The sequence below is a fragment of the Geobacillus genomosp. 3 genome (assembly GCF_000445995.2).
Classification (GTDB): domain Bacteria; phylum Bacillota; class Bacilli; order Bacillales; family Anoxybacillaceae; genus Geobacillus.
This window is the reverse complement of sequence record NC_022080.4, coordinates 134,498-149,921: the sequence shown is the minus strand read 5'-3', so window position 1 is coordinate 149,921 and position 15,424 is coordinate 134,498. Positions and strand designations below refer to the sequence as shown.

Here is a 15,424-nt window from a genome sequence, read left to right as displayed (position 1 = left end):
ACCGCAAGTGTTCATTAGGAACGAATCACTCGGTGCAGTTCAGCGCCATCGGACACCTTTTTCATTCGGACGATCAATATTTAGCGGCTATTTTGCGGGCGATATCCATATAAATGCTCCCAATCGGGTGATCCTCGGCATAAACGGACGGGGCAAAATCGTCGTCATTCCAATCCGGTTGCTGAAGCGGTAGCTGTCCTAACAGCTCTGTTTGCAGTTCTTTTGCCAGCTTTTCTCCACCGCCCTTGCCAAAGACATATTCCCTCTCGCCTGTTTTCCGGCTTTCATAATATGACATATTTTCGATTACACCGATAATCTCATGCTCGGTACGCAGCGCCATGGCTCCAGCGCGGGCAGCGACAAACGCGGCAGTTGGGTGTGGGGTTGTAACAATAATTTCTTTGCACGACGGCAGCATCGTATGTACGTCCAACGCGACGTCGCCGGTGCCTGGAGGCAAGTCAAGCAACAGGTAGTCTAAATCGCCCCATTCGACTTCTTTAAAAAAGTTGTTGAGCATTTTTCCAAGCATCGGGCCGCGCCAAATAACCGGGGCATTGTCCTCGACGAAAAAGGCCATCGAAATGACTTTTACCCCAAACCGTTCAACCGGTATGATCTTATCGCCCCTTACTGTCGGGCGCTCGGTGATTCCCATCATGTCCGGTACGCTAAATCCGTAAATATCGGCGTCGATTAACCCGACTTTTTTACCGAGCCGGGCGAGCGCGACCGCCAAATTGACAGAGACGGTCGATTTCCCGACCCCTCCCTTGCCGCTGGCAATGGCGATATACGTCGTTCCTTGTTTGTTCTCGCTATATTCCTCAACGACTTCCCGCGGCAGTTCGGCAAACCGCAGTCCGACAGAGGCGGCGCCTGCCTCTTTCAGTTGCTGGACGATCGCCGTTTGTACGCGGAGCTGGTCAGGCGTGCCGGTTTTGGCGAGCGCGATTTTTACGCTGACATGATTTTTTTCTTCCTTGATTTTAATTTCTTGAATGGCGTTCGTTTCCTTAAACGTTTTGTTTAAAAATGGATCTTCCATCTTTTCAAGAATGGCTCGCACTTCGTTTTCCGTCAGCATCGTATTCACCAACCTTTTTCAAATCAATGACTGTTTCTATATATTTACTATACCATAAACTGCTGGGAAACCGCCATCTTCGGCTTTCCCCCATTTACTCAACGGCAGTGGAGATTCCCGTTTCCCTTTGGCGAACCATGTTTCGTTACCGCTGCCGCCGCCCCCCACAAAAAAACCCCGCTATTCGCGAGGCGTGTGTTCGTTGGAAAAGTAACGCAACACTCCTTTGTAAATTGAAGCAGCGAGTTGCGTCTGGTAATGGTCAGAGGCGAGCAATTCCCGCTCGTCTGGGTTCGATAAAAACCCGACCTCAACAAGCGCACCGGGCTTTTTCGCGTATTTCAGCAAATAGACCGTATCGATCATTTTCGCCACCCGATGGGTGTTTTCCAAGTTGCGCCGCAGCTCGGCTTGGATAAATTTCGCCAACCGTTCATTTTCAATGAACGAACCGTAGTAAAACGTCTGCGCTCCCCGCCAGCGTGGGGATGGAATGGCATTTAAATGAATGCTGATGAATAGATCGGCATTGGACTCATTAATGAATGCTGTTCGTTCATGCAAGTCCTCTGTTTTCCGTCGGCTGTAGCCGCGTGTTGACGGACTTGCCAAATCGCGGTCCGTCTCCCGTGTCATCAGGACGAGCGCTCCTTGCTGCTGCAGGTAGTCGCGCAGCTTTTTCGCCACGTTGAGAGCGATCTCCTTTTCCAGCACCTCGCCGCCGACAGCGCCGCCGTCCGGCCCGCCATGGCCGGGGTCTAGTACGATAATTCTCCCGGACAGTGGAAGGTTCCACGGTTTTGTCGATGTGAGATCGGAAAATAAAGATGGGAATAACAAAACCCCCGCCATGGCAGTCGCAACAAAGGCGACAAGCCACTTCCACTTTTTTTTCATCGTTTCTCCCCCCGCGCGTTTCCCTTCTCTATCTTATATGGGACAAGGTGCGGGAATAGAACTCATTTAGTGAAGTTTTAGACGGCGCCGTTTTTTTCCCCGTTCAAATCCTTCGGTCCACCAACCGCCGATATATTGCTCACAGGCATAATAGAGCGACTGGCTGAGTAAATCGTCGTCAATATTGCCCCAAAAGCAGAGAAAGTCAAACAGCGTGTCAACCAAATATTTCTCCTCTTGAACGCAACGTCGACGCACGCTGTCGGCCGGTTCCCCATAATAGCCGAACCGGCTGTAATGGGCACCGAGCAAGTACGCTTCAATAGCCAGGTCAATACAGCCTTCCTCGACAACAGACGGGAAAATCCGATACGTATGGTAGAAAGGGACAAAATGTTCCAACACTTTGGCCCGCAGTTTCTCGAGCGACAATTCCCGCAACATTTTCCGCTCATAGCGAAGCTGCTTTTCCTGCCTTTTTTCCGCTAATGAAGTAATGACTGCCATCGTGTTTCACGCTCCTTTACGATGTAGTGTTTAACGATCAAACACAAACATGCGCGTTGGGCAAAGGCAGAAATAAGCAAAAAACCCAGCCAAATTGGCTGGGTCGAAATAGGCACATATAGGTTAGCGTTTCGAGAACTGCGGAGCGCGGCGAGCGCCTTTGAGCCCGTATTTTTTCCGCTCTTTCACACGGGCATCACGCGTCAGCAGGCCAGCGCGCTTCAATACCGCACGGAATTCCGGATCCACTTCAAGCAGCGCGCGGGCAATACCGTGGCGAATGGCACCCGCTTGGCCGGCAAATCCGCCGCCTTGGACGTTCACTAAAACGTCATAACTGCCGAGCGTTTCCGTTAAGACGAGCGGCTGTTTGACCATTTCAATGAGCGCTTCCGACGGAATGTATTCACGAATGTCTTGTTTATTGACGATGATGCGTCCATCGCCCGGGACGAGGCGGACGCGAGCCACCGAGCTTTTGCGACGACCTGTACCGTAATATTGTACTTGTGCCAAAATAAATACCCTCCCTTGTCAATTATCCACGAAGTTCGTATGCTTCCGGTTTTTGCGCTTGATGCGGATGTTCGCTTCCGCGATAAACGTGCAGTTTTTTGAACATTTGGCGGCCAAGGCTGCCTTTTGGAAGCATGCCGCGCACTGCCCGTTCAATCATTTGTTCCGGATAGTTCGTGCGCATTTCGAGCGCTGTTCTGACTTTCAAACCGCCCGGGTGCAGGCTATGGCGATAATACAGCTTTTTCGTTAGTTTTTTCCCAGTCAGTTCAACCTTATCAGCATTGATGACGATCACATGATCCCCGCAGTCGACATGCGGAGTGAACGTCGGTTTATGTTTGCCGCGCAACAGCGCCGCTACTTCGCTAGCTAAACGTCCCAACGTTTTGCCAGCTGCGTCGACAACGTACCATTTACGCTCTACTTCATTCGGTTTCGCCATGTAAGTCGTACGCAATGTAGTTCCCTCCTAAACAAAAAATGAACGAGTAAGTTGGTTGTTTATTTCAACACGATTGCTGTCCGGGGCTAATCGTGGAAAATACATGCCATATGATATGATAGCTTGACGACGCGCCAATGTCAAGAAAATGTTACACGAGGATTCGTTGTCATGGAACCCCCACTTATCCAAGTGGAAGGGGCCCGTTTCTCCTTCGGGGGCAGTGCGCGCCAAATAAGGTTTCCCCATCTCACGAGGACATTCGGCTTCCTTCCCATTGGGAACGACAGGCAGCGCCCATCCTCTCGAGATAAGGAGCTTTTGGCTAATTTCGGCATCCCTCAGCTCATAACGGAAAATTTTCATGGTCATAGTACACACGCCATAAATACAGCCCTTCGGCCGGTGCGGTTGGGCCGGCAAGCCGCCGGTCTTTCGCTGCAAGCAATGCCTCGATGTCAGCCGGAGGCCGTTTTCCTTGCCCGATTTCAAGTACCGTGCCGACGATGATGCGCACCATATTGTACAAAAAGCCGTTGCCGACAAAACGAAACTGAAGCATCGGGCCATCTGCTTCAATTTCGGCTTGGTAAATGGTACGCACGCGGTCTTCGATTACCGTTTTGGCCGAACAAAAGCTCGTAAAATCGTGTGTCCCTTTGAACAAGCCGACCGCCTCGTTCATGGCCTCTACATGGAGCGGGTACGGATACCATGCGCAATAATGGCGGCGGAACACGTCGCGCTCGGCGGCGGTCCAGACGTTATAGCGGTACTCTTTCGCTTTGGCGGAAAAACGGGCGTGAAACGTGCTGTCTGTCTCGTCTACCGAACGGACGGCGATATCATCCGGAAGCTGGGCGTTTAACGCCTTTTTCCACTGCTCAGGAGAAAGAGAAAGCGGCGTATCGAAATGAATGACTTGCCCGTAGGCGTGAACGCCGGCGTCCGTCCTCCCGGAAGCCGCGATGCGCACGTCATTCCCTTTATGCATCCGTTTAAGCACTCCCTCAAACTCGCCTTGCACCGTCCGTTTTCCCGGCTGAACTTGATAGCCGGAAAACTGCGTGCCATCATACGCTACTACGCATTTCATCCGTCGTGTCATGGCGGTCCTCCGCTACGAGCGTAATAAAAAGAGCAATGCAGCCAACAGCGCGGTCGCGGCTAAAAAGGCCGTGTCCAACGGCTTCCAGGCGAGCTGCCGGAATTTTGTTCGCCCTTCTCCACCGCGGTAGCCGCGCGCTTCCATCGCCGTCGCCAGCTCATCGGCCCGTTTGAACGAACTAATAAACAGCGGTACGAGCAGCGAAACGATCGCTTTCACCCGTTCAGAAAAACGGCCGCCGGAAAAATCAACGCCGCGCGCTGCCTGCGCTTTCATAATTTTTTCTGTCTCTTCCATAAGTGTCGGGATGAAGCGAAGCGAAATCGCCATCATTAAGGCGAGTTCATGGACGGGCACACGCATTTTTTTAAGCGGCCCAAGCAAGCTTTCGACGCCATCAGTCACTTCAATCGGCGTTGTCGTCAGTGTCAGCATCGTTGTCATGAGCACAAGCAGCAAAAACCGTATGGAAATAAAGATTCCTTGCCGAATGCCGCCTTCATAAATGGACAGCGCGCCAATCCGGTAGAGGACATCCCCTTCTTTCGTCATCAATACATGCAATAACAACGTAAACAACACAACCCATAAAATCGGCTTTAGGCCGCGCATAATGAACGAAAGCGGGATGCGCGACAGCGCTGCAAAAGCAAGCGTAAACAACGATAACACCACATACGTCACCGCATTGTTCGCCAAAAAGACGATCAGGACGTAGGCAAATACGATCAGCAGCTTCGCCCGTGGGTCTAAACGGTGGATCAGCGAATGGCCGGGCACGTATTGCCCGATAATCAACTGATTAGTCATGGACGCTCACCTTAGAGAACAGTTGCCGGATGGCGTCCACCGTCTGTTCGATCGTCAGGCATGGCGATGAAATGGTGACGCCAAACCGTCTTTCTAGCTCCTGCTTCAATTTGACTGTTTCCGGTACACTTAACCCGATGGCATCAAGCCGCTCGGCATCGTAAAAAATGTCTTCCGGCGTCCCTTGGCCCCATACTGTTCCTTCGTGCATCACGATGATTTGATCAGCGTATTGGGCGGCATCTTCCATACTATGAGTGACCAACACGGTGGTTAGCTGTTTTTCGCAATGAAGACGATAAAACATCTCCATAATCTCTTTGCGCCCGCGCGGGTCGAGTCCGGCAGTTGGTTCATCAAGCACGATCACTTCCGGCTCCAGCGCCAGCACGCCGGCAATGGCGACGCGCCGCATTTGCCCGCCGCTTAAATCGAACGGCGATTTGACGAGCACATCTTCGTTCAGTCCGACGAGCTTGATGAGTTCCTTTGCCTTTCGTTTCGCTTCTTCCTCGGGCACACCGAAATTGAGCGGGCCAAAACAAATATCTTTCTCGACCGTTTCTTCAAACAGTTGATGTTCCGGGAACTGAAACACAATCCCGACTTTTTTGCGCAACGGTTTGAGCTGCTTCGGCCGTTTGCTGCTGGTAATCGTCTCTTGGCCGATTTTCACCGTGCCGCCTGTCGGCTGCAGCAAGCCATTTAAATGCTGAAGGAGTGTCGACTTGCCCGAGCCGGTATGGCCAACAATGGCGACATACTCCCCGTCCCGAATCGCCACATTCACATCATACAGCGCCCGGCGGGCGAACGGCGAACGGGCATTGTACACATGCTCTACTTTTTCGAATACAATGTCCATAGCTCCTCGACCAACTCCTCCGTCGTGAAGTATCCCGTCCGAAGCGGGATGCCTTGTTCTCGCAAGCGGCTACCCATTTTTACAGCAAACGGCAAGTCAAGCCCGATACGCTCAAGCTTGTTTCCAAGCCGGAAAACGTGTTCCGGCGTCCCTTCTGCCATGACTTCTCCTTTGTTCATGACAATAATGCGGTCTGCTTTCGCCGCCTCTTCCAAATCATGCGTGATCGATACCACTGTGATGCGTCGTTGGCGGTTCAGGCCGCGCACCGTATCGAGTACTTCCTCCCTCCCGCGCGGATCAAGCATCGATGTCGCTTCATCCAAAATGATCATATCGGGGCGGAGCGCCAAAATGCCGGCGATGGCCACGCGCTGCTTTTGCCCGCCGGAAAGCCGGTGCGGCTCGTGCTCAAGAAACGGCTCCATATGCACCTGGCGGACGGCTTCACGGATGCGCTCAACCATTTCATCGCGCGGAATGCCGTTGTTCTCAAGGGCGAAAGCAATATCGTCTGCGACAGTCGTCCCTACAAATTGGTTATCCGGATTTTGAAACACCATACCGACGCGGCGGCGTACCTCCCAAACATTCGTTTCATCGAGGGGGCGCCCGAACAGGCGAATGGCGCCCCGCTCCGGCTGAAGCAGGCCGATTAGCAGCCGGGCAATGGTCGACTTGCCGGATCCGTTATGGCCGACAATCGCCAACCACTCTCCGCGCTCGGCTTGGAAGCTAACGTTTTGCACCGCATACTCCGATTGGTTCGGATAACGGAAATACACTCCTTCGATCGAAAGGATCGGTTCGGCCATAATGGTTTCTCCTTGCCTCGTCACGTTCTCAACTGTCTCTTGCTAACGGGTAGTAAACAAAAAAAGGGCATAGATCCAGTTCAAACGAAACTGTCTCGCCCTTGTTGAAATGAAACCGTTACACAAGTTCAATAATGACCATCGGCGCCCCGTCTCCGCGGCGAGGACCAAGTTTCATAATGCGCGTATAGCCGCCTTGGCGATCTTGGTAGCGCGGCGCAATATCGCTGAACAGCTTTTGCAGCGCGTCTTGACCGGTTTCACTGTTGGCGACTTCCTTGCGAATAAAAGCCGCTGCTTGACGGCGGGCATGCAAATCGCCGCGTTTGCCGAGCGTGATCATTTTTTCGATGACCGAGCGCAATTCTTTTGCCCGTGCCTCAGTCGTTTCGATGCGTTCATTGATGATTAAGTCTGTCGTTAAATCGCGAAGCAATGCTTTTCGTTGAGAAGTCGTGCGTCCTAATTTTCTGTACGACATCGAATGTCCCTCCCTTTTAAAATAATGTGTTCCTCATTGCCGTCATGATCGGTTGACACCGAAGAAATCTATGGCTAAAGCGCGTTTCCGCTTTGCCAGCGGAGGCTGGCGCTTAATCGTCTTTACGCAGGCTGAGCCCCAACTCGGCCAATTTCGCCTTCACTTCTTCCAGCGATTTGCGGCCGAGGTTGCGCACTTTCATCATATCTTCTTCCGTTTTTTGCGTCAGCTCCTGAACGGTGTTAATGCCGGCACGTTTCAAGCAGTTGTAGGAACGGACAGAAAGATCGAGTTCCTCGATCGTCATTTCGAGCACTTTTTCTTTTTGGTCGTCCTCTTTCTCTACCATGATCTCGGCATTTTGCGCTTCATCCGTCAGGCCGACAAAAATGTTTAAGTGCTCGGTTAAAATTTTCGCCCCAAGGGAAATGGCCTCTTTCGGCCCAATGCTTCCGTCGGTCCACACGTCAATCGTCAGTTTGTCATAGTCTGTCACCTGACCGACCCGTGTGTTCTCGACTTGATAGGAAACTCGGGAGACCGGCGTATAAATGGAGTCGATCGGAATCACGCCGATTGGCTGATCTTCGCGCTTGTTCGCTTCAGCCGGGACATACCCACGCCCCCGTCTCGCGGTCATGCGTATGCGCAGGCGACCGCCTTCCGCCAGCGTAGCAATATGAAGGTCCGGGTTTAAAATTTCTACATCGCTGTCATGAGTAATATCGGCAGCCGTGACAACTCCCTCACCCTGCACATCGATTTCCAACGTTTTCTCTTCGTCCGAGTAAATTTTCAATGCTAACTTTTTAACATTCAAAATGATGGCTGTCACATCCTCGACGACGCCCTCAATCGTTGAAAATTCGTGCAGTACACCGTCGATTTGCACCGATGTCACAGCCGCACCAGGGAGTGAAGACAATAGGATACGACGTAAGGAGTTCCCTAAGGTTGTACCATATCCACGCTCAAGCGGTTCGACCACGAATTTGCCGTATTTGGCATCTTCGCTCAGTTCGACCGTTTCAATTTTCGGCTTTTCAATTTCAATCATCGGTTATTATACCCTCCTTCAAAACGTCGAGACCCCGACCAAACGGTACACGCCTAATAACATTCCCCCATGAATCTATATCTACGCTTGCCGGCGGACGAAGCCGGCTTCCCTGTTAAGGTCTTTATCATATCCCATTATTGACAATGGTTCACATTCTATACAGGGACGTTACACGCGGCGACGTTTTGGCGGACGGCATCCATTGTGCGGGATTGGAGTGACGTCTTTGATTGCCGTAATTTCCAATCCGGCTGCCTGCAATGCCCGAATCGCTGCCTCACGGCCAGCCCCAGGACCTTTCACGTTCACTTCGACCGTTTTCATGCCATGTTCCATCGACGCTTTCGCTGCTGCTTCCGCTGCCATTTGCGCCGCAAACGGCGTCGATTTGCGCGAACCTTTGAACCCTAATGCGCCAGCGCTCGACCAAGCAATGGCGTTGCCATGAACGTCCGTAATCGTGACGATCGTGTTGTTGAAAGTCGAACGAATATGGGCGATGCCTGTATCAATATTTTTTCTTACCCGGCGTTTGCGAGTATTTGTTCTACGTGCCATTCGTCAAATGACCTCCTTTGCGTGATTATTTTTTCTTGTTTGCTACCGTACGGCGCGGACCTTTACGTGTGCGGGCGTTGTTTTTCGTGTTTTGACCGCGAACCGGCAACCCGCGGCGATGACGGAGACCGCGATAGCAGCCGATTTCCATTAACCGTTTAATATTGAGCGATACTTCACGGCGCAAATCGCCCTCTACTTTTAAACGGCCAACGATTTCGCGAATGCGGCCCAATTCTTCTTCCGTTAAGTCACGAACGCGCGTGTCCTCCGATACGCCTGCTTCTTCTAAGATTTTTTGCGCCGTCGGTTTACCGATCCCATAAATGTATGTTAATGAAATGACTACCCGTTTATCGCGCGGAATGTCGACACCTGCAATACGTGCCATCGTTGTACACCTCCTTGGAAATTACCCTTGACGTTGTTTATGTTTTGGATTTTCACAAATGACCATGACTTTGCCGCGTCTGCGAATAACTTTGCATTTTTCGCAAATCGGTTTAACAGATGGTCTCACTTTCATGTTATTTACCTCCCTATTAAACGGAGTGCATTCTTTATTTATACCGATACGTAATCCGTCCACGCGTTAAATCATACGGCGACAATTCCACCGTCACTTTATCGCCAGGCAAAATGCGAATGAAGTGCATGCGGATTTTGCCGGATACATGGGCCAACACGGTATGCCCATTTTCTAATTCTACACGAAACATCGCATTTGGCAATGTTTCAATGACGGTTCCTTCCACTTCAATTACATCGTCTTTAGCCATCGAGCGGCTCTCCCTCCTTCGAATGGGTAACATTGTGTTACGCAAAACCGAACGGACATAAGGTGGACGATGTCCACAGTGATCGGGAAGGTTGATAACCGGCCGCCTTGATCGCCGAATCGGCTGAGCGGCCTGGGCAATCACAAACGCTGAAAAAGGGCTTGCCGATCTGCCCCGACGCCCAGAGGCTGCACTGTCTGCATCCGTTCACGTTAAAATGTCATAACCTTGTTCCGTGATCACAATCGTATGTTCAAAATGGGCACACCGTTTTCCGTCCACCGTGACGACGGTCCAATCGTCAGCCAATGTTTTCACATAACGGCTGCCGGCATTGACCATCGGCTCGATGCATAGCGTCATCCCCGGCCGCAAAATCGGCCCTTTATTCGGTGGACCATAATGCGGGATTTGTGGGTCTTCATGTAAGTGTTGACCAATTCCGTGCCCGACATACTCACGAACGACGGAAAAATGGTGTGCTTCGACGTACGTTTGAATCGCATGGGAAATGTTCGTCAAACGGGCACCTGGCTTCGCCTCTGCAAGCCCAACATACAACGATTGTTCCGTCACGTCAAGCAGCCGCCTTGTCTCGGCGTCAATCTCCCCAACCGGATACGTCCAAGCCGAGTCGGCATGGTAGCCTTCGTACTGGGCGCCTACATCGACCGTAATAATGTCGCCTTCGCGCAGCATGCGATCACCAGGAATCCCGTGCACGAGTTCCTCATTTACCGAGGCGCAAATGCTTCCCGGAAACCCTTGATAGCCTTTAAACGACGGAATGGCGCCACGGGAACGAATCATTTCCTCCGCGATGGCGTCCAGTTCCTTTGTCGTTACCCCGGGGCGAATATGCTTTTTCAACTCTTCCAAGGTAAGAGAAACGATTTTTCCCGCCTCGCGCATAAGAGAAATTTCATGCGCGGTTTTATAAATGATCATCGGGCAAGTCCCCCGAGCAATTCACAAATATCAGCGAACACTTTTTCCATTTCTTGCTCGCCATTAATGTGGCGCAAGTAGCCTTTTTGCTCGTAGAAGTCAAGCAACGGCTTCATTTGTTTTGTATTGACCTCAAGACGGTTCGCAACTGTCGCTTCGTTATCATCAGCGCGCTGATACAGCTCGCCCCCGCATTTGTCGCATACCCCCGGTTGGGCCGGCGGGTGAAAAACAAGATGGTATGTCGCCCCGCAATTGCGGCAAATTCGTCTGCCTGTGAGACGCTCCATTAGTACGTCTTGGCGAACATCGATATGGATGACATAGTCGAGCTTGCGGCCAATTTCAGCCAGCATTGTTTCCAACGCCTCCGCTTGAGCGACCGTACGCGGGAATCCGTCAAGCAAAAAGCCATTTTGGCAATCGTCTTTGCTCAGCCGTTCACGGACGATGCCAATCGTTACCTCATCCGGAACAAGGTCGCCGCGATCCATATACTGTTTCGCCTGCAACCCTAGCGGGGTCCCTTCTTTCATCGCAGCCCGAAACATATCCCCGGTTGAGATGTGCGGAATTCCATAGGTTTCGACGATTTTTTCGGCTTGCGTGCCTTTGCCGGCACCTGGCAGCCCCATCAGCACTAAATTCATCCTATACTCCCCCTACTAGCAAGAGGTGCCACTCTTGCCCTCTTTATTTGATGAATCCTCGGTAATGGCGTTTTACCAGCTGGCTTTCAAGCTGCTTCATCGTTTCAAGGGCCACACCGACAACGATGAGCAAGCTCGTACCGCCGATTTGTGCGGAAGGTGGCAAGTTCGCAAAGTTCACGAAAAACACCGGCAGCACGGCAATGACCGCTAAAAAGACCGAACCGACCAGCGTCAATCGGTATAAAATTCTCGTTACGTACTCCTGAGTGTTTTTCCCTGGACGAATGCCCGGGATGTACCCGCCTTGCTTTTTCAAATTTTCCGCCATCTGCTCCGGGTTGACTTGAACAAACGCGTAAAAGTACGTAAACGCGATAATAAGCACGACATAGATCGTCATGCCAACCGGATGAGTATAGTCAAACGTTCGGCGAATCCACAATGTTACGTCATTCGTACCAAAAAACGATGCAATCGTCGGTGGTGCAATCAAAAATGATACGGCAAAAATGACCGGAATGACCCCGGCTGGATTCACTTTAAGCGGCAAATGAGTCGAATGGCCACCGACCGGGTTTCGGCCTTCAAGCCGCTTGGCATATTGAATCGGAATTTTCCGGAACGCCTGCTGAATGTAGATGACGCCAACAATAACGGCAACAACTGCCAGCGCTACGAGCAACAGCCGGACGATGCGCAAAAACAAATCTTCCCCGACATTTTCAAATTGCTGAGCATAAATTTGATTCAAAATCGTCGGAATACCGGAGACGATCCCTGCAAAAATAATGATCGAGATGCCGTTCCCGACGCCTTTGGCGGTGATCTGTTCACCGAGCCACATTAAAAAGGCTGTGCCAGCGGTCAAAACAACCGCGATCAGCAAATATGTGCCAATGCCCGGATTTTGAATGAGCATCCCGCCGGCCAAGTTGTTGAAGCCGTACGACATGCCGAGCGCTTGGATAAACCCAAGCACAATCGTAAAATAGCGGGTAAACTGAGCTAATTTACGTCGGCCCATCTCACCTTGCTTTGACCATTCCGTGAATTTTGGAACGACGTCCATTTGCAATAGCTGGACGATAATCGATGCCGTAATGTAGGGCATAACCCCCATGGCAAAAATTGAAAAGTTTTGCAGCGCCCCGCCGCCAAAAATGTTCAGGACGCCGAACGCATTCAATTCATCTTGCAGTTTGAGCACATCAGTGTTCACGCTCGGAACAGGGATGAATGTTCCGATGCGGAACACAATTAGCATAAGAAGAGTGAAAATGATTTTGTTTCGAATATCACTGACGCGCATAAAGTTGGAGATTGTCCGAAACATTAAATCACCTCAGTTTTACCGCCAGCCGCCTCAATGGCCTCTTTCGCCGATGCCGAGAATTTATGCGCTTTAACCGTTAATTTTTTCTCGATTTGGCCTTTGCCTAAAATTTTCACACCCGACTTCAGCTTGCTGATTACACCTGTTTCAAGCAACAATTCCGGTGTAACTTCCGTGCCATCTTCGAATACGTTCAGTTTATCTAAGTTGACCACTGCATATTCTTTCCGGTTGATGTTCGTGAATCCACGTTTCGGCAAACGACGGAATAAAGGTGTTTGGCCCCCTTCAAAACCAAGGCGAACTCCTCCACCGGAGCGGGCTTTTTGACCTTTATGACCACGGCCGGACGTTTTGCCGTTACCCGAACCGATCCCACGGCCGACACGGACAGCTTTTTTCCGTGAACCCGGCGCTGGTTGCAATTCATGAAGTTTCATGGCGAAGCACCTCCTTATGATCTCATTATTCTTCAATTTCTTTTACTTTCACAAGGTGAGCGACTTTGTTGATCATCCCGCGGATGGCAGGGTTGTCATGATGAACAACCGTTTGGTGCATTTTCCGCAAGCCGAGTGTTTTGACGGTAATGCGCTGATCTTCCGGACGGCCAATCACGCTGCGCGTGAGGGTAATCGCCAATTTTTTTGCCATGATCGTTCCCTCCTTATCCTAACAGTTCCTCGACTGTTTTGCCGCGCAATTTTGCTACGTCTTCGGCGCGTTTTAATTGTTTTAATCCATCGAACGTTGCGCGCACCATATTGATTGGCGTGTTCGAGCCGATCGATTTCGACAAAATGTCGCTGATGCCCGCCAGTTCTAATACAGCACGGGCCGGACCACCGGCGATCACCCCGGTACCTTCAGAAGCCGGTTTTAAGATGATTTGTCCCGCACCGAAATGACCGATCACTTCATGAGGAATTGTCGTGCCCACGATCGGCACTTCCATTAAGTTTTTCTTTGCATCTTCAATCGCTTTACGGATCGCTTCCGGAACTTCTTGCGCTTTCCCTGTGCCAAATCCGACATGACCATTTTTATCGCCGACGACGACGAGAGCCGAAAAGCGCAGGCGACGTCCGCCTTTGACGACTTTTGTTACACGGTTTACCGCGACTACACGCTCTTCTAATTCAAGTTTATTTGGATCGATACGACGCATCGTTGTCCCTCCTTTTTAATTAGAATTCCAAGCCGGCTTCACGGGCGGCATCAGCCAATGCTTTCACCCGTCCATGATACAAATAACCGCCACGGTCGAACACGACTTGTTTAATGCCTTTTTCCAACGCCCGTTGCGCGACAAGCTCGCCTACTTTTTTCGCCGCATCAATGTTGTTCGTGGAATCCAAGCCGAACTCTTTATCCAATGTTGAGGCGCTGACAATCGTTGTTGATTTCGTATCATCAATAATTTGCGCATAAATATGTTTGTTTGAACGGAACACGCTCAACCGCGGACGTTCAGTCGTGCCGACAATTTTTTTGCGGATGCGCGCGTGTCTTTTTCTACGGACCGCATTTCGGTCAGCTTTTGTAATCATCGAATGTCACTCCTTTCGCTTCGCTATGCCGCGTTATTTACCAGTTTTTCCTTCTTTCCGTCGTACAAGCTCACCTTCGTAACGAATCCCTTTGCCTTTATACGGCTCCGGTGGACGTACGGCGCGAATGTTGGCTGCCAGTTCGCCGACGCGTTGTTTGTCTGCCCCTTTGACGATGACTTTTGTTGCTGCAGGCACTTCGATTTCGAGTCCTTCTTCCGGCTCAATTTCTACCGGATGGGAGTAACCGACGCTCAAGACAAGCTTTTTCCCTTGTTTCGATGCACGGTAACCGACACCAACCAACTCGAGTCCTTTTTCATAGCCTTTTGAGACGCCCTCGACCATGTTAGCAAGCAAGCTGCGCGTCGTACCATGGAGCGCGCGGTGTTGCTTTTCATCACTCGGGCGCGCAACCGTAATCACATTGTCTTCAATATTGATCATAATATCCGGGTGGAACGTACGGGTTAATTCCCCTTTCGGTCCTTTGACCGTAACGGTATTGCCGTTCACAGTAACGGTGACACCGGCAGGAATTTCAATTGGTTTTTTGCCGACACGTGACATGTCAAACACACCTCCATTCTTGAGCGGATAAATTACCAAACGTAAGCGACTACTTCGCCGCCCGTGCCTTTTTGCCGTGCTTCTTTGTCTGTTAAAATGCCTTGTGACGTCGAGAGAATGGCGATCCCTAAGCCGTTTAAGACGCGCGGCACTTCATGGGCTTTGACATAGACGCGCAGCCCCGGTTTGCTGATGCGTTTCAGTCCGGTAATGACGCGTTCGTTGTTCGGACCGTATTTCAAGAAAATGCGGAGAATACCTTGCTTGTTGTCTTCGATATATTCTACATCACGAATAAACCCTTCGCGCTTTAAAATTTCGGCGATTTCCCGCTTGATTTTCGAAGCCGGTACTTCGAGTTTTTCGTGACGCACCATGTTCGCATTGCGGATGCGAGTAAGCATATCAGCAATTGGATCTGTCATCACCATTTTGTTTT

The 15,424-nt window shown here is 51.0% G+C and carries 24 protein-coding genes; all 24 read right to left on the bottom strand.

Going from position 1 to position 15,424, the window contains the following annotated elements:
• Positions 1 to 73: 73 nt before the first annotated feature.
• The 24 genes from M493_RS00845 to rpsH all read right to left on the bottom strand — a co-directional run bounded on the left by M493_RS00845 (position 74) and on the right by rpsH (position 15,416).
• Entirely contained in the window at positions 74 to 1,090 is a 1,017-nt protein-coding gene (locus M493_RS00845) for an Mrp/NBP35 family ATP-binding protein (protein WP_020958391.1), read from the bottom strand.
• Positions 1,091 to 1,270: 180 nt separating this feature from the next.
• Entirely contained in the window at positions 1,271 to 1,987 is a 717-nt protein-coding gene (gene cwlD / locus M493_RS00840; RefSeq protein ID WP_020958390.1) for an N-acetylmuramoyl-L-alanine amidase CwlD, read from the bottom strand.
• A 66-nt stretch (positions 1,988 to 2,053) separates the two neighbouring features.
• Positions 2,054 to 2,494, bottom strand: a complete 441-nt coding sequence (locus tag M493_RS00835; protein ID WP_020958389.1) for a YbaK family protein — start codon at positions 2,492 to 2,494, stop codon at positions 2,054 to 2,056.
• Between the two features lie 123 nt (positions 2,495 to 2,617).
• Positions 2,618 to 3,010 (bottom strand): 30S ribosomal protein S9, encoded by a 393-nt coding sequence (gene rpsI / locus M493_RS00830; protein ID WP_020958388.1) that lies wholly within the window; start codon positions 3,008 to 3,010, stop codon positions 2,618 to 2,620.
• Between the two features lie 22 nt (positions 3,011 to 3,032).
• On the bottom strand, positions 3,033 to 3,470 hold the full coding sequence (gene rplM, locus M493_RS00825) for a 50S ribosomal protein L13 (protein ID WP_020958387.1): 438 nt from the start codon (positions 3,468 to 3,470) through the stop codon (positions 3,033 to 3,035).
• 331 nt (positions 3,471 to 3,801) lie between these two features.
• Positions 3,802 to 4,563 carry a tRNA pseudouridine(38-40) synthase TruA gene (gene truA, locus M493_RS00815; RefSeq protein ID WP_020958385.1) on the bottom strand — a complete coding sequence of 254 codons (762 nt, stop codon included), beginning with the start codon at positions 4,561 to 4,563 and terminating at the stop codon, positions 3,802 to 3,804.
• Between the two features lie 12 nt (positions 4,564 to 4,575).
• A complete protein-coding gene (locus M493_RS00810) occupies positions 4,576 to 5,373 on the bottom strand; it encodes an energy-coupling factor transporter transmembrane component T family protein (RefSeq protein ID WP_020958384.1) in 798 nt (265 codons plus the stop codon).
• A complete protein-coding gene (locus M493_RS00805) occupies positions 5,366 to 6,238 on the bottom strand; it encodes an energy-coupling factor ABC transporter ATP-binding protein (RefSeq protein ID WP_020958383.1) in 873 nt (290 codons plus the stop codon). The genes M493_RS00810 and M493_RS00805 overlap by 8 nt, the downstream gene beginning before the upstream one ends.
• Positions 6,214 to 7,053, bottom strand: coding sequence for an energy-coupling factor ABC transporter ATP-binding protein (locus M493_RS00800; protein ID WP_020958382.1), 840 nt, complete (start codon positions 7,051 to 7,053; stop codon positions 6,214 to 6,216). Before M493_RS00800 ends, M493_RS00805 begins: the two co-directional genes overlap by 25 nt.
• 118 nt (positions 7,054 to 7,171) lie before the next feature.
• Positions 7,172 to 7,534, bottom strand: a complete 363-nt coding sequence (rplQ, locus tag M493_RS00795; protein ID WP_020958381.1) for a 50S ribosomal protein L17 — start codon at positions 7,532 to 7,534, stop codon at positions 7,172 to 7,174.
• A 112-nt stretch (positions 7,535 to 7,646) separates the two neighbouring features.
• On the bottom strand, positions 7,647 to 8,591 hold the full coding sequence (locus M493_RS00790; protein WP_020958380.1) for a DNA-directed RNA polymerase subunit alpha: 945 nt from the start codon (positions 8,589 to 8,591) through the stop codon (positions 7,647 to 7,649).
• A gap of 171 nt (positions 8,592 to 8,762) precedes the next feature.
• Positions 8,763 to 9,152 carry a 30S ribosomal protein S11 gene (gene rpsK / locus M493_RS00785; protein WP_008881919.1) on the bottom strand — a complete coding sequence of 130 codons (390 nt, stop codon included), beginning with the start codon at positions 9,150 to 9,152 and terminating at the stop codon, positions 8,763 to 8,765.
• A gap of 25 nt (positions 9,153 to 9,177) precedes the next feature.
• On the bottom strand, positions 9,178 to 9,543 hold the full coding sequence (gene rpsM, locus M493_RS00780) for a 30S ribosomal protein S13 (protein WP_020958379.1): 366 nt from the start codon (positions 9,541 to 9,543) through the stop codon (positions 9,178 to 9,180).
• A 21-nt stretch (positions 9,544 to 9,564) separates the two neighbouring features.
• Positions 9,565 to 9,678 carry a 50S ribosomal protein L36 gene (gene rpmJ, locus M493_RS00775; protein WP_003247619.1) on the bottom strand — a complete coding sequence of 38 codons (114 nt, stop codon included), beginning with the start codon at positions 9,676 to 9,678 and terminating at the stop codon, positions 9,565 to 9,567.
• Positions 9,679 to 9,712: 34 nt separating this feature from the next.
• Positions 9,713 to 9,931, bottom strand: a complete 219-nt coding sequence (gene infA, locus M493_RS00770) for a translation initiation factor IF-1 (RefSeq protein WP_008881922.1) — start codon at positions 9,929 to 9,931, stop codon at positions 9,713 to 9,715.
• Positions 9,932 to 10,138: 207 nt separating this feature from the next.
• The gene (map, locus tag M493_RS00765) at positions 10,139 to 10,879 is read right to left on the bottom strand and encodes a type I methionyl aminopeptidase (RefSeq protein ID WP_020958378.1); all 741 of its coding nucleotides are present in this window, start codon (positions 10,877 to 10,879) and stop codon (positions 10,139 to 10,141) included.
• Complete coding sequence (locus tag M493_RS00760; RefSeq protein WP_020958377.1) at positions 10,876 to 11,529, bottom strand: adenylate kinase; 654 nt, start codon at positions 11,527 to 11,529, stop codon at positions 10,876 to 10,878. Before M493_RS00760 ends, map begins: the two co-directional genes overlap by 4 nt.
• A 43-nt stretch (positions 11,530 to 11,572) precedes the next feature.
• Entirely contained in the window at positions 11,573 to 12,865 is a 1,293-nt protein-coding gene (gene secY, locus M493_RS00755; RefSeq protein ID WP_020958376.1) for a preprotein translocase subunit SecY, read from the bottom strand.
• On the bottom strand, positions 12,865 to 13,305 hold the full coding sequence (rplO, locus tag M493_RS00750; protein ID WP_020958375.1) for a 50S ribosomal protein L15: 441 nt from the start codon (positions 13,303 to 13,305) through the stop codon (positions 12,865 to 12,867). The genes secY and rplO overlap by 1 nt, the downstream gene beginning before the upstream one ends.
• A gap of 25 nt (positions 13,306 to 13,330) precedes the next feature.
• A complete protein-coding gene (gene rpmD, locus M493_RS00745) occupies positions 13,331 to 13,519 on the bottom strand; it encodes a 50S ribosomal protein L30 (protein WP_020958374.1) in 189 nt (62 codons plus the stop codon).
• A gap of 13 nt (positions 13,520 to 13,532) precedes the next feature.
• Positions 13,533 to 14,033: a 30S ribosomal protein S5 gene (gene rpsE, locus M493_RS00740; RefSeq protein ID WP_020958373.1), complete on the bottom strand. Its 501-nt coding sequence runs from the start codon at positions 14,031 to 14,033 to the stop codon at positions 13,533 to 13,535.
• 19 nt (positions 14,034 to 14,052) lie between these two features.
• A complete protein-coding gene (gene rplR, locus M493_RS00735; RefSeq protein WP_020958372.1) occupies positions 14,053 to 14,415 on the bottom strand; it encodes a 50S ribosomal protein L18 in 363 nt (120 codons plus the stop codon).
• A 33-nt stretch (positions 14,416 to 14,448) separates the two neighbouring features.
• Positions 14,449 to 14,985 (bottom strand): 50S ribosomal protein L6, encoded by a 537-nt coding sequence (rplF, locus tag M493_RS00730; protein ID WP_020958371.1) that lies wholly within the window; start codon positions 14,983 to 14,985, stop codon positions 14,449 to 14,451.
• Positions 14,986 to 15,017: 32 nt separating this feature from the next.
• Positions 15,018 to 15,416, bottom strand: a complete 399-nt coding sequence (gene rpsH / locus M493_RS00725; RefSeq protein WP_020958370.1) for a 30S ribosomal protein S8 — start codon at positions 15,414 to 15,416, stop codon at positions 15,018 to 15,020.
• Positions 15,417 to 15,424: the final 8 nt, after the last annotated feature.

Excerpts from the sequence above, each read along its gene's own strand:
- rpmD (WP_020958374.1), bottom strand. The coding sequence starts at position 13,519 with ATGGCAAAAAAATTGGCGATTACCCTCACGCGCAGCGTGATTGGCCGT.
- secY (WP_020958376.1), bottom strand. The coding sequence starts at position 12,865 with ATGTTTCGGACAATCTCCAACTTTATGCGCGTCAGTGATATTCGAAAC.
- M493_RS00790 (WP_020958380.1), bottom strand. The coding sequence starts at position 8,591 with ATGATTGAAATTGAAAAGCCGAAAATTGAAACGGTCGAACTGAGCGAA.
- infA (WP_008881922.1), bottom strand. The coding sequence starts at position 9,931 with ATGGCTAAAGACGATGTAATTGAAGTGGAAGGAACCGTCATTGAAACA.
- M493_RS00845 (WP_020958391.1), bottom strand. The coding sequence starts at position 1,090 with ATGCTGACGGAAAACGAAGTGCGAGCCATTCTTGAAAAGATGGAAGAT.
- M493_RS00810 (WP_020958384.1), bottom strand. The coding sequence starts at position 5,373 with ATGACTAATCAGTTGATTATCGGGCAATACGTGCCCGGCCATTCGCTG.
- rpsE (WP_020958373.1), bottom strand. The coding sequence starts at position 14,033 with ATGCGTCGTATCGATCCAAATAAACTTGAATTAGAAGAGCGTGTAGTC.
- map (WP_020958378.1), bottom strand. The coding sequence starts at position 10,879 with ATGATCATTTATAAAACCGCGCATGAAATTTCTCTTATGCGCGAGGCG.
- M493_RS00800 (WP_020958382.1), bottom strand. The coding sequence starts at position 7,053 with ATGGCCGAACCGATCCTTTCGATCGAAGGAGTGTATTTCCGTTATCCG.
- rplO (WP_020958375.1), bottom strand. The coding sequence starts at position 13,305 with ATGAAACTTCATGAATTGCAACCAGCGCCGGGTTCACGGAAAAAAGCT.
- rpsM (WP_020958379.1), bottom strand. The coding sequence starts at position 9,543 with ATGGCACGTATTGCAGGTGTCGACATTCCGCGCGATAAACGGGTAGTC.
- M493_RS00760 (WP_020958377.1), bottom strand. The coding sequence starts at position 11,529 with ATGAATTTAGTGCTGATGGGGCTGCCAGGTGCCGGCAAAGGCACGCAA.
- rplF (WP_020958371.1), bottom strand. The coding sequence starts at position 14,985 with ATGTCACGTGTCGGCAAAAAACCAATTGAAATTCCTGCCGGTGTCACC.
- rplQ (WP_020958381.1), bottom strand. The coding sequence starts at position 7,534 with ATGTCGTACAGAAAATTAGGACGCACGACTTCTCAACGAAAAGCATTG.
- cwlD (WP_020958390.1), bottom strand. The coding sequence starts at position 1,987 with ATGAAAAAAAAGTGGAAGTGGCTTGTCGCCTTTGTTGCGACTGCCATG.
- rpsK (WP_008881919.1), bottom strand. The coding sequence starts at position 9,152 with ATGGCACGTAGAACAAATACTCGCAAACGCCGGGTAAGAAAAAATATT.
- M493_RS00835 (WP_020958389.1), bottom strand. The coding sequence starts at position 2,494 with ATGGCAGTCATTACTTCATTAGCGGAAAAAAGGCAGGAAAAGCAGCTT.
- rpsH (WP_020958370.1), bottom strand. The coding sequence starts at position 15,416 with ATGGTGATGACAGATCCAATTGCTGATATGCTTACTCGCATCCGCAAT.
- rplR (WP_020958372.1), bottom strand. The coding sequence starts at position 14,415 with ATGATTACAAAAGCTGACCGAAATGCGGTCCGTAGAAAAAGACACGCG.
- M493_RS00805 (WP_020958383.1), bottom strand. The coding sequence starts at position 6,238 with ATGGACATTGTATTCGAAAAAGTAGAGCATGTGTACAATGCCCGTTCG.
- rpmJ (WP_003247619.1), bottom strand. The coding sequence starts at position 9,678 with ATGAAAGTGAGACCATCTGTTAAACCGATTTGCGAAAAATGCAAAGTT.
- truA (WP_020958385.1), bottom strand. The coding sequence starts at position 4,563 with ATGACACGACGGATGAAATGCGTAGTAGCGTATGATGGCACGCAGTTT.